Source organism: Aestuariibaculum sediminum (genome assembly GCF_014596945.1).
GTDB lineage: Bacteria > Bacteroidota > Bacteroidia > Flavobacteriales > Flavobacteriaceae > Aestuariibaculum > Aestuariibaculum sediminum.
Window position 1 is genome coordinate 25,564 of sequence record NZ_JACVXB010000014.1, and the last position, 12,638, is coordinate 38,201.

A 12,638-nucleotide genomic window follows, 5' to 3' on the forward strand; every position below is an offset into this window, starting at 1 on the left:
ATCTGCAGGAATTGTTAAATTTTCTTGTTATCACACAAAAGGACACAAAACTCAATTTATTCGATGTGGGCTATGTATCATAAAATGGTTTTAAGGCTATTGTTCATGAGATATATTGGTGTCGGTTTTATCTTGTTCGGCCTTAGATAAGTGCCAATACATGAATTGTTGGATATTTTGTAAGTCTGAATTTCCATCATAATCACTCCAATTGCTGTCAATCTGTTCAGTCTGGTTAATATCCTTGAGTTCAGGTAGAACATCTTTTATTTTCTTAAATATTAAATCACAATCAAGTTTAAGAACCGCCGATACTTCATGGTAATCACCACTTTTAAACATACCATTGATGGTGTCGTTCCATAGGTAAGTAAAACTTCTTATAAACGATGTTATATTTTCTTTAGAATCTAAATGCTTCAATACATAGCCTTGGAAATTATCGAATTCTAATCTGGACCATATTTCCATAGTCATCTTCGATACACTTTTATTTTTGAAAAAGGGATGGTTTTCGATAGCCTTTACTTTACCAATTAGTGTTTGTTCTATTTCTTCAATAAACTTAATTTCAATATTTTCACGTATAAATGTCTCCAAATACCAGCAGAGTTGTATATAATCTAATTTATTAGCTATGGAAATAATTAAAGCTTTTTTTTCATCACTTTTATGGGCAAGTTTACTAGCAATGCTTCTTATCACCTCAATGTTATTTTCTTGTACATTGGTTGTTTCTGAAAATATATTTAAATTATTAATCAAGAAGTTTATTAGCTTATCAAGAAGTTTGTCATCTATGTTTTCTATTTCTGAATTAATACGATATACAATTTTCCATTGCCCTGTGTTTTGTATCATTTCATTTAAAACTGTTAAAGCTTCATCATTTTTATCGGAGCTTATTAAAGCTTTGAAATTTGAAAATGATAGTTCGGATATTTTTCCCTTTACGTGGAATGAAAAATACTTTTCAAAGTGGTTTAAATGATTAATGCGTAGTTCAGTATCTAATATTTGACTGGGTTTGATTTTAGGCCCTTGATATGCCATAACGGTTCCAGTCCTATCCATTGGAAATAAAAAATTGATAATAGAATAAGCTTCTTTATGGTTGTCCATTAACTCTTTTCTTAAGCCAGACTCGTTTTTCTGGTCTTCGAATGTATTGTTGAAATTTATTGTTTCGAGAAATATTAAATTCGATTTAAGTCTATTTCCAGCATATCCTTTTATAAGCTGATAAGTTTTTGGGTGCTTTATTTTTAGATACTCTATCCAAAATAAATCATGAATATTTACCTCATCTCCGATGGCGTAAAATGAGAAGGCAAAGGAATTTATTATGCGAACAACTTCACGTGGAGAGCTAAAATAACTACCGTTTAAACTATTAAATAGTTCGTCTAAATCTTGCTTTCTTATTTTTTTAGATGAAAGGACTGGATTTATTTTTTTCTTTAAAAAATAATCTAAATCAGCTTCTTCAACGAGGGGCAGTTCTAAGGGGATGTTTATTATTTTTTCTAAAAAATCCTTTCCAGATTTTTCATCATCACCATATCTATCGTGTATTGCTTTGGCCACATATTCGTGGTCTAAACATACAATAAAAATTAGGTTTTTAAAGTCAGCGTTTATTTTAATTAGTTTGAAAAGAGTGAATATTTCGTCTTTGTCTAGTCTATCGACATCATCTATGAAAATTATAATTTTTTTATCTGATTTCTTTAAGATATCATCTATGTCATTTTTAAGTTCGTCTAGGCTTTTTTTTTCACCCTCTAAGTCCTCGCCAAGTCTTTGTAATATTTCATATGGCTCAAAGGAAACTCCCATGTTGAATAATTTAGGTACACCAGCCGAGGCTGATAGTTTAACTGATTTTAGATATCTGCTATATCTTTTTATGAGTTCACCAGCTTTTTTAAGGGTTTCGTCACCACTGTAAATTAGTTTTCCAAATAATGTTTCAAAGAAGTCATAAAGCATTTCTTCTTTGGTTTGGTAAATCCATGGATTGTAATGGAATTTTATATATCGTTTGTCATCTTTCTCTTTACTGAAAACTTCTATTTGTCTTTCAATAAGGTTTAATAGGGAACTTTTACCAGCTCCCCATTTACCATAAATACCAATTGTAAGAGGTTCTGGGTTGTTCGCATATCCTTGTATTACCTTTTGAATTTTTTCAGCGTATGGATAGTAGTTTAATAAATCTTCTTCCTTTTTTCGGATAGCAATATCGTTGCTTAATATATTTTTGTTTTCCATTTTTCAATCAATTAAATAGATATTCCAAAGTTCTGAAAATAATATCATTTTTGATACCAAGCTTGCTTAGACTTAATATAAACAAGAACTCCTTTTTAGCTATTCATCCATAATTAAACTTATTCTTTCATGTCTAAAATGCAATAAAACTTTCTAGTTAATTTGGTGTGAAATTGTCCCGTTGGATACAATTTTGAAATTAAAATAAATTGATAAAAAAGCACCTAATTAATGCAGATATTGAATTTACACCACACAGACCTCTTTTGGTATAAAAGAAGAAAATCTGTCGTAACCCCCAAAAACATTGAGGCTTTCATTGACTAAGATAAGGTGTCCTTTTATGAATTAAAGAAAATTGATAGATTACGAAATTGATTTTAATAATATAATTATGAAACGTTTAACAAACTTTATGAGCTTATTGATTTTTTTACTAGTACTTGTGGTTTTATTTTGGATGATGCCAAATAATAAAATAGAAACTATAGGAGTTTTTTTTGAAAAGATTATGACACCACTAGCCTTAGCGGTTTCTGCTGGATTGGGTTTAAAAGAAATCAAAAGGAATTATTATGGTAAGAAAGATAAATCACCATAACGGTAAGTGTATAGTTTTATAATTATATATAGCGTAAAATGTTTTAAATTTTTTTAACCAGTCTTATAAGCCAACAAAGTTGGCAAATTTATTACCCCAAGCCAACAAAATTTTAGAGCGTTATAGTGATTATCCAAACTGAGTTAACCAAAAAGGCTTTTACCGATGATTTCTAATCCGAAGGTTAATAAATGTTAGAAGACCATAGCAAAGTTAGCTGATATTAATAAACGATTTGTTGTAAAAACTTTTGTTTTGAGGGAAGTTCTTTGGTTTTTGGGTTAGCTTTAATTTGATATATGAAAATTAATTATGTCATTTTTTTAAACTATAATTAACACTTTTTAATGCGTATTTTCTGCCATATTGACATTGTTTAAGGTTGATTATAAAAATCTCTACGTTAAATGTGGAATTTTCTTAGAATGGTTAAATTTTTGATTTGCTAGAAACAAACTAATTTACCTATGAGAGATAAACTAAAAAGTGCCTGGGAGATTTCTAAAAATTTTCTAAAAGATTTAAAGGCTGTGTTTTCAAACAAACAGGAAAATCAGGAACAAAATCATGTTAGTTTGTTTAACTCTTTATCTCCAAAGTCGTTAAATCCTGATAATGTAAAAATTTATTTAGAAGCATTAACAAAAGGAGTTGAAGATAAAGACATAAATAATATTGCTTTAACAGGTTCATATGGGTCAGGAAAAAGTAGCTTGATTAAAACTTTTGAAGAAACCACCAAAGGTAAATTTAGTTTTTTGAAGATTTCTTTAGCAAGTTTTGAGAAAGCCAATTTAAATAAAAATTTAGATAGGCAATTAGAACTGAGCATTCTTCAACAAATTTTTTATCATGTTAAATCTGAAAAAATTCCAGATTCTCGTTTTAAAAGAATTAAAAACATTACAACTGGACAACTTCTTAAATTATCTTTAGGTTTCGCTATTTGGTTTTTAAGTGCCCTAATCATTTTTAGTTTTAATTATTTACAAAAGCTTAATCCCGTAAACTGGACCTGGAGAATTATTGATTTGGATTTTCAAGCATTAATAGTGTTTACTTTCTTTTTTTTAGGTGTTGCTTTATTTGCAAAGAACATAATTAGAGTTTTAAATAATTCGAAGATTAGTAAAGTAAGTATAAAAGGTGAATTAGAATTAGGTAAGGATATTGATAAATCAATATTGAATCAATATTTAGATGAGCTTATATATTTCTTTGAAAGAAATTATTATAATGTTGTTGTATTAGAGGATTTGGATAGGTTTGAAAGTATAGAAATTTTTACAAAATTACGTGAGATTAATACTTTATTAAATAATTCAGAACAGCGAAAAGGAGATGTAGTTTTTCTATATGCTGTAAGAGATGATATCTTTACAGGAAAAGACCGAACTAAATTTTTTGATTTTATTATCCCTGTAATTCCTGTAATAAATAAATCTAATTCAAACGAAAAGTTAAGGGAACGATTGTCTGCGTTAACATTTGACAAAAAACCAAATTTAAATTTCATTGATGACATAGCTTTATTTATTGATGATATGCGGTTATTAAATAATATATGTAATGAGTATGTAGTATATAGGAGCAATCTGAGTCCAAAGCTGATTCAGGATAATCTTTTAGGGATGATTGTTTATAAAAATTTGCGACCTGATGATTTCGTTGAATTGCATAATGGACAAGGTAGGTTGCATGAAATTATAAGTAATAAAAAACAATACATAAAAGAAAAGATTAGTTCCATTGAGATGGAAATTGATAAACTAACTGAAAAAGTTATAAATATTGAAGAAGAAACAGTTAAAAGTGTTAAGGAGTTAAAGGCAATATATATAAATGCCCTTAATGAGATTTTAGACAAACCAGTTTCTATTAGACTTAAACAAACTAAATTTTACTCTTTGGAAGAATTAATGGATGATGAATTATTTGAAGAATTGCAAAGCATGGAAAACTTCTATTATAAGCACTATGATGAGTTTTACAATAGAGTAATTGATAAAAACTCAAATAAATCTTTTAAAAGCTTAGAAACATTTGTAGATTCTGAACGAAGCTTTGAAAAAAGGTTGTTAAATGTGAATTCATACAATATGAATGAGGTTTATTCGATGAATAGGGAAATAGAAAAGTTAAGGGAAGAAAAAGCTCAAGTTCAAAATTATACATTAAAGCAATTATTTGAGGAGATTAATTTGGTAGAGGTTCTTGGTAGCGATTTTTCAAAAGATAAGCTTACAATTTTTCTTTTACGAAATGGATATATAGATGAGAACTACTATGACTATATATCATATTTCCATGGAGTTAGTATGACACGTAGTGATAACGAATTCTTGCAAAGTGTTAAAAGTCAAATGCCAAACCCATTTAATTACAAATTGGAAAAAGTTGAAGCTATAACAAAACGATTAGATACCGAATATTTTAAAAAAGAGGCTGTTTTAAATTTTGATTTAGTAGATTTTATATTCAAGAACAATAATAAATATAAAGGAAAGTGTGATGCTATAATTAAGCAGATTTCAAATAAAAAAGAGTTAGCTACCAAATTTTTAGACGAATATATTGATAAAGGACAGCAGGTAGGAGAAATTATAAAGTCATTATCTAACTGGCGTAATTTTTGGAAATATATTGAAGAAACCAAATTTACTGAAAGTCGAAAAATCAAGTATTTAAAATTAATATTTGATAATTGTAGTATTAAAGACATATGGAGCTTATCATTATCTTCAAATCTAAAATTATTTTTGGCAGAGCAAAGTAATCCACTAACTCTTCTATCTTCATTTGAAGACCATGAAAAAACAAAGAAAGCCATTTCAGAATTAGATTTAGAATTTGAAAAATTAGAAATTCCTAAAGTTGAACATAAAGATATATTTGCATTTATAGTAAAGAACGAATTCTATAAATTGAATCTTAATAACATTAAGTTAATTCTAAAAAATAAAAATAAGTATTTGAAAGATGCCGAAATTATTGAAAAGAATTTCACGACTATAATTAATTCAAAAAATACGGATTTAATAAAGAAAGTAAATAATAATATTGAAGAATATGTGAATGATGTCTTTTTGAATTTAGACAGCAATCATGATGAGTCTGAAGAAGCTTTAATTTTATTATTAAACAATAAAGATTTGAGCTTAAATATAAAAGATGCAATTATTCTATATTCAATTACTTCAATTTCTGATTTATCTAAAATTGATGAAATAGAGGTAAAAGAAAAACTTATATTAAATGAATCAGTTAATGTTTCATGGAATAACGTATCTAGTTATTATAAGTCTTATGAAACAAAGAAATTAGATTCAATACTTATAAACTATCTCAATAAAAAAAATGTTTATAAAGAATTAAATAAGTCATCGTTATCAAGTATAAATGAGGATTATGAATATAAGAAGGAATTGACCCTATCAATACTTAATTGTAATGATTTAGATTTCGATTCATTTATTAATATTGTTCCTAGTACTCCACATACATGGAACAGTTTAAGCTTTGATGGGTTAGACCCTAATAAAGTTGAGTGGTTAATTAGAAGTAAGAAGCTTAACCTTACTATAGAAAACTATGATAAATTAAAAGAAAACTTTGTTGATTTTAATATTCTTTTTATAGGGTTACATTTTACAAAATTTATTCAATCTTTTGAAAATTATGAGCTAGATGAAGAAGACTGTGTGAATTTATTCACTTCTGAGTTCTTATCATCAAAACAAAAGGTAGAGCTATTTGATAAATTAGATGAAGAATACATTTTGGGTAATAAATCATTATCTAGTTTGATTGTTGAATTACTATCAAATTATACTTATAAATCATTATCCTTTGATTTTGTAAATGGACTTTTTGGTCAAAGTGATTCTAACCTTGATAGAGTTAAATTGTTTAATTTACAATCAAATTATTTAACATCATCCGAGGCAAAGACTTTAGTCTCAAAATTAGCTACTCCTTTTGATAGTTTGTTGATTCCAAGAAAAAGAACAAGGTTGAGTAAAACAAAAATAAATTTAGATTTTGTTGATAATTTACTTAATAAAAACCTTATTTCTTCGAGAGAAGTAGGCAAATCTTATATTAAAGTAGTTTCCAAATATTAGAGGTTTACATGTTAAAACTTAGCAGATTTTTGGTAGTATCTCACAAAGTGTGTAAAGTATAAAATATCGAGGGTTAAGACTCTCGATATTTTTTTGTTTAATTTTTAAAATTTTTGATGTGCTTTTTTTACGGACTTCAAGTTAGTTGAGAGGTTAATTATCATACAATATTCACCAAAGTTAAACTCTTAAAATATTTGCTTTCAAATTTGCTGCCTAAATAATCGGAACCCCCAAAGGTTCCCCCAATTTTTTACTCGAAAATTTGAGTCAAAATTTTATCTTCCGTTTGGAGCTTGCTCAAATATTGTTTAATCTAAAATTTATGTATTATGACAACAAGAGCAAAAAGTACCAAGACAAATGCATCAAAACGCGTAGTAAAAACAGCAAAAGTTGATGCTTTAAAAATCGAAATCGAGCATCTGGATATTCAGAAGATTCAATCGGATCCTTTGCAGCCCAGAAAAACCTTCGATGAGAAGCTTTTAAATGAATTAGCAGAAAGTATTAAAGCGCATGGCGTACTTCAACCCATTACTGTCCGTTCTTCAGTAGATGGTTATATCATCGTAATGGGAGAGCGCCGATTCCGAGCTTCGAAATTGGCTGGATTGGAAACCATACCCTGTATGGTAAAGGAGTATTCTGGTAATGACATCATGGAGGTACAGATCATCGAAAATCTGCAACGTCAGGATGTGGAACCTACAGAAGAAGCTGATGCAATTGCCTATTTAAGTGAAAAGTATGAGCCTTCAGAAATAGCCAGACGATTAGGAAGGACCGACCATTTTATTCGTCAGCGATTAAAACTGGCAGGGCTTATAGAAGGGTTTAAACATTTTGTGAGATCTGGCGAGATGTCTTTAAAACAGGCTGTTAAAGTTGGATTGTTTGAGCCTCAGGAACAGGCTTTGATGCTGGAATCCATAGGAGAAGATTTTAATGTTTATTTGATTGACCGATTGATACAGGAGCAGTCCTTTGATTTGGATCGAGCACCATTTGATGTTGAGAATAAAACCTTAATTGAGAATGTTGGTGCTTGTGTCACTTGTCCGTTTAATGCCGCGAATCAAGGGCATTTGTTTGGAGAGGGTAAAATGATTTGTACCAAAGCCATATGCTACGAGACGAAGAAACGCAAAGTATTCACAAATCTTATAGAACAGGCTAAACAAGAGAATATTCTGTTAATTCCTGAAATACGAAAGTATTGGGTGAGTGATCAGAATAATCAGTTGATTATCAGTGAGCTTGAAAAGAGCGGTATTAAAGTCTATTTATTAGATGATCTGGAAGTTGTTGAGAAACCAGAGGAACCTACTTTGGAACTGCTTAAAGAAAAGTACCGTCATTACGATTACACAGACGAGGAATTACAAAAGGATTTAGATGAGGCTTTAAAAGAGTATCAGGAGGAACATCAAAAGTATAATTCGGCAATAGATAATGGTTTTGTGAAAGGTATTGTGTTCCATCCCGAAACATACAGGTTTAAAGATTGCTATGCCAAGATTAAAGATGTTGAAGCCAGTGATTCGAGTAGTCATACCATACCTGTTTCAGAACGTAGGATGGCCGACTGTACGCCTGAGGAACAAATCATAAAGATTAAAGAACGTGAACAGCGTAAACAGCATATTGAAAATAATAAGCTGTTTGGACAGGCTATTTCAGAAATCAGGGAAGCAGGATATATTGATTTGGATAAGGCCTTATCCAAAGATGAGATGATTGCCATAACCATATCACTATTTGAAAACAATGTGAGCTATATCCAACAGCAAAAGTATCATCTGGAGTTTTTCGGAAATACATCAAAGATGAGTAAGGAAGAGATCTACAAGGACTTCAGAACTCATTTCAAAAAAGAAATGTTTAATAAACTCATCAGGTACTTACTAATTAAACAAGTACATTTTGGAGAAAGTAATCATACCAATAACTTGACCAATATCGCTTTTTATCAGGCTATGAAAGGTTTTTATAAAGCTGAAATGGAAAGTACAGAACAGGAATTTGAAAAAGAGACTCTGGCTAGGGCGGCACGCATTCAGGAACGGATCGTGAAACTGGAGCAGAAAGCGCAGGCTGAGTAGCTTTTGTTGTCGAAAGAGAAATCAGTAGAGATACTGGTTTCTCTTTTTTTTGTATGCTTTTCATTATTAATTAGAAATTACATTCCAGTACATTCCTTAAATGTTTTTCAAACCATTTAAGAAAGGCACTTCATGAAACGATCTTGGACACAGACTTAAAATAAAAAGCGATTATACTTTTATGGATTTTTTGATTTTAATCCAGAGTCCGCTTCCACTGCGTCATCCATTTTAAAATTATACAAGAAGTAGAAATCATTTTTTGATTTTATCTATTAAGGAAGCCAGATATGCCATTTTCTTAACCGCCATATCGGCAAAGTCTTCTCGTGACTTTGCTCGCTCTGTCGTAAAAATGATACATCTGTCAAGCATTTTAAGGGGTTGGTAATGTTTGAGGCCTTTATTGGTTTTTGGTACAGCAAAAACCAGGCATAGCCTAAGGCACTTTTATTATGAATTCCCATAACTCCGTTTGTTTAACTTTCCGTACACGCACTTCGTGATGGTTTTCATAAGAAGGCCTAAGGCTATAGTGGAACTTGTAAAGACCAAGTAAATTTTATAAAAACTTAAGGTTTCTACTTCCTTGAAAATCCAAGGATTTTACTACGTCGCAGACACTCCTGAACTTTTGATAAAAGTCTTGACAAAACCCACCTCAAACATGGTCCTCTTTTAGAGAGAACTATACAAAGCACCCCTTAAAATTCTAGTTTAATTAAAATCAAAACAAGGGGGATTTATTAACCTTTTAAATTTTTTATCATGAGTACAATTAAAAACAGAGTGCAGTTAATCGGTAACGTAGGGCAAGAGCCAACGGTGACCATTTTAGAAGACGGTAAAAAGTTAGCCCGTATGTCATTAGCTACGAATGAGCATTACAGCAATGTCAAAGGTGAGAAACAAACCAATACCAGTTGGCACAATTTGGTAGCCTGGGGTAAAAAGGCCGACATCGTAGAAAAGTACGTGACCACAGGTAAAGAAATTGCCATTGAAGGCAAACTAACTTCCAGAAGTTATGAGGATAAAGAAGGCGTTAAACGCTATGTGACTGAAATTACGATTAGTGAAATTTTACTACTGAGTAAATAGAAGTGAAAACAAAAGGGTGCTCCCTTTTAACTCAGCACCCTTTTTTATCTTACGTTTTAACTTCAAAATTGAAGTCCATGAAGAGCAAAGTTAATGAAATTCAGGTAAGTTATAAAGAGAAATTAGAATTCTCTTTATCGATTAAATGTTCCGCAGATGCTAACGAAATCATTTTTAATCACTGGGACAAAGACACCATCGGCCTTTATGAGTCTTTTAAAATCATGCTTTTAAACAACTCGAATAAAGTGAAGGGCATCTATCAGTTATCCTCTGGAGGCATCACCGGGACTTTAGTAGATATCAGAATTCTTTTTGCAATTGCATTAAAGACGCTTAGTCCCTGCATAATATTAGTACACAATCACCCCAGCGGTAAACTTAAACCCAGTGAAGTGGATAAACAACTGACAGAGAAAATTGTTAAGGCTTCCAAATTTTTAGATATAGCCGTTTTAGATCATCTCATTATTACACCCTCTGGAGAATATTTTAGTTTTGCCGATAATGGCATTTTATAGTTAATATAATCCTTAATTTTATCATAGGCCTTTGGATCATTCCTTAGGCCTTTTTCTTTTCAATTGCTGAAGGTCATTTTAGAAAAACTGACGTTTTGAAATCCCGATTTTTTGAAATTCATACGTTTTGGTGACAATTCAATCCAATTCAAACCAACCCTCGTTTTTAGTTTTTAAAGGAATTCTTTAACTTAAATAACATCAATAAGCTGAATTTACCGGTCATTATTTACTAGTAATTCTGGGCTTGATTTTACGACCTGGCGGGGCGAAAAAGGAAGAGCAAGAGGGTAACACGCTGCGCGATGTTACAGGGTTTGATTCCTTTGTCAGCCCTTTGTTTATAAGGGTTTTGATAATGGAGTGTTTGTAAAGAGAGTTCGTTTTTTATGAAAAAATGGGCTCAGCCCAGTAAAACCGGCGAATTTTTTATGAAAAAATGGATAAAGGATACGAAAAAGAAGGATTCGATGGCTTGAGAATAAAGTCATCAGTAGCTAAGAAATTTAGGCGTTTCTGTAAGCATTACGGCAAGTCCCAATCGCTTAGCTTACTGGATATGATCCTCTTTTTTGAAACCAATGAAATCAGTCCCTTAGAGCGGTTTGGGGAGACTTTATCAAGTCTAAAGTTTCAAATGAAACGACGATTCAATGCGGTTATAGCCATCATAAAATCCATTGAAAAGCAACAAACGGAACCGACTGCTTTTCTGATGAAAAAGTTGTTTGAAGTAACAGCTAAAGAAGAGGCTGAAGAAAGTTTTGAGTTTGCACCTCAAGAGCTGATCTCTGAAAATGAAGAATTGGAATATTATCAGAAACAGTATAAACAAAGTCAGGAGTCCTATCAGGATCTTAAAACTGAAATGACCTCACTGCTTAAAAAAGTGAAATTCGTTAGAAACAATTTTGGATTAGGACATTACAGGCTGAATGTCACTAAAGAAGAGCTAGAGCAATTAAAAACAAAACTGAATCATGTACATCACCATAACACCCCAAAAGCTCGGTGAGAATTATAATCAGTCCGTAGCTGATTTCGTGGCTTATCTGGAAAAGGAAAACCAGGATAAAACCATCGAAGAACAAAATCATTTTTTTAATCACCAAGGCGAACAGTTTAATCCTAAAGACGTGATTAAAGATATTGATAGCAATACAGCTAAACTGAAGAAAAAGGAACCTAAGTTTTATTCAATTACAGTGAACCCAAGCAAACAGGAATTAAAGCATATTCAGAATGATACGGAGAAATTAAAGGCCTATACCAAAGCGATTATGGAGGATTATGCTAAGGCATTTAATAGAGATATTGATGGTAGACAAGTTAACATTCAGGATATAAAATACTATGCTAAAATTGAACACGAGCGCACCTATAATGGTACCGATAAAGCCATTCGCGAGAATGCGCCTTATCACAAGAAAATAGTCAGACTTAAAAACGAGATTCAGAAAATTGAATCAGGGGATATCCATAAGAAACAACAGCAAATAAAAAGGTTGGAGCAGGAGGCGCCGCATAAGATTAATGGGAAGATGATTACTCAAGGTATGGCTAAAGAAGGGGTGCAATCGCATATACATATCATAGTCAGTAGAAAGGATCAATCCAATACCTACAGCTTGTCGCCAGGAAGTAAGTATAAGGCCTCTGAAGTGGAGTTGAATGGTAAAACAGTAAAGAGAGGTTTTGACAGAGATCAATTTTACACCAATGCCGAGAAACAATTTGATAAACAATTTAAGTACAATCGAAACTTTGTAGAAACCTATAATTCAAGAAAACTTATGAATAAAAGTCCACATTTATATTATGCCAATCTTATTGGCTTACCCAGTAGTGAAAAGGCCATGGCTTTTAAATTGCTATCCAATGCAGGTGTGAAAGTACCCATTCCAAACATTCC

The 12,638-nt window shown here is 31.2% G+C and carries 8 protein-coding genes; 7 read left to right on the forward strand and 1 reads right to left on the reverse strand.

Translation table 11 applies throughout. The annotated features are described in order from the left end of the window. Positions 1–96: 96 nt before the first annotated feature. A complete protein-coding gene (locus ICJ83_RS16475; protein WP_188231510.1) occupies positions 97–2,274 on the reverse strand; it encodes a KAP family P-loop NTPase fold protein in 2,178 nt (725 codons plus the stop codon). Positions 2,275–2,668: 394 nt separating this feature from the next. Here ICJ83_RS16475 and ICJ83_RS16480 point away from each other — a divergent pair, with 394 nt between their 5' ends. The 7 genes from ICJ83_RS16480 to mobB all read left to right on the forward strand — a co-directional run. After that, a complete protein-coding gene (locus ICJ83_RS16480) occupies positions 2,669–2,875 on the forward strand; it encodes a hypothetical protein (protein ID WP_188231511.1) in 207 nt (68 codons plus the stop codon). 467 nt (positions 2,876–3,342) lie between these two features. Then, complete coding sequence (locus ICJ83_RS16485) at positions 3,343–6,999, forward strand: YobI family P-loop NTPase (RefSeq protein WP_188231512.1); 3,657 nt, start codon at positions 3,343–3,345, stop codon at positions 6,997–6,999. Between the two features lie 332 nt (positions 7,000–7,331). Further along, positions 7,332–9,104, forward strand: a complete 1,773-nt coding sequence (locus ICJ83_RS16490) for a ParB/RepB/Spo0J family partition protein (protein ID WP_188231513.1) — start codon at positions 7,332–7,334, stop codon at positions 9,102–9,104. Positions 9,105–9,872: 768 nt separating this feature from the next. Then, positions 9,873–10,205, forward strand: coding sequence for a single-stranded DNA-binding protein (locus ICJ83_RS16495; RefSeq protein WP_188231514.1), 333 nt, complete (start codon positions 9,873–9,875; stop codon positions 10,203–10,205). A gap of 77 nt (positions 10,206–10,282) precedes the next feature. Continuing rightward, positions 10,283–10,726: a JAB domain-containing protein gene (locus ICJ83_RS16500; protein WP_188231515.1), complete on the forward strand. Its 444-nt coding sequence runs from the start codon at positions 10,283–10,285 to the stop codon at positions 10,724–10,726. Positions 10,727–11,165: 439 nt separating this feature from the next. Next, entirely contained in the window at positions 11,166–11,741 is a 576-nt protein-coding gene (locus tag ICJ83_RS16505; RefSeq protein WP_188231516.1) for a BfmA/BtgA family mobilization protein, read from the forward strand. Then, the coding region (gene mobB, locus ICJ83_RS16510) for a MobB family relaxase (RefSeq protein ID WP_188231517.1) at positions 11,707–12,638 on the forward strand (932 nt) is incomplete at its 3' end. The genes ICJ83_RS16505 and mobB, both read left to right, overlap by 35 nt.

Bases quoted from the DNA above. Each gene is read 5' to 3' on its own strand.
- ICJ83_RS16490 (WP_188231513.1), top strand. From the start codon at position 7,332: ATGACAACAAGAGCAAAAAGTACCAAGACAAATGCATCAAAACGCGTA.
- ICJ83_RS16485 (WP_188231512.1), top strand. From the start codon at position 3,343: ATGAGAGATAAACTAAAAAGTGCCTGGGAGATTTCTAAAAATTTTCTA.
- ICJ83_RS16475 (WP_188231510.1), bottom strand. From the start codon at position 2,274: ATGGAAAACAAAAATATATTAAGCAACGATATTGCTATCCGAAAAAAG.
- ICJ83_RS16480 (WP_188231511.1), top strand. From the start codon at position 2,669: ATGAAACGTTTAACAAACTTTATGAGCTTATTGATTTTTTTACTAGTA.
- ICJ83_RS16500 (WP_188231515.1), top strand. From the start codon at position 10,283: ATGAAGAGCAAAGTTAATGAAATTCAGGTAAGTTATAAAGAGAAATTA.
- ICJ83_RS16505 (WP_188231516.1), top strand. From the start codon at position 11,166: ATGGATAAAGGATACGAAAAAGAAGGATTCGATGGCTTGAGAATAAAG.
- ICJ83_RS16495 (WP_188231514.1), top strand. From the start codon at position 9,873: ATGAGTACAATTAAAAACAGAGTGCAGTTAATCGGTAACGTAGGGCAA.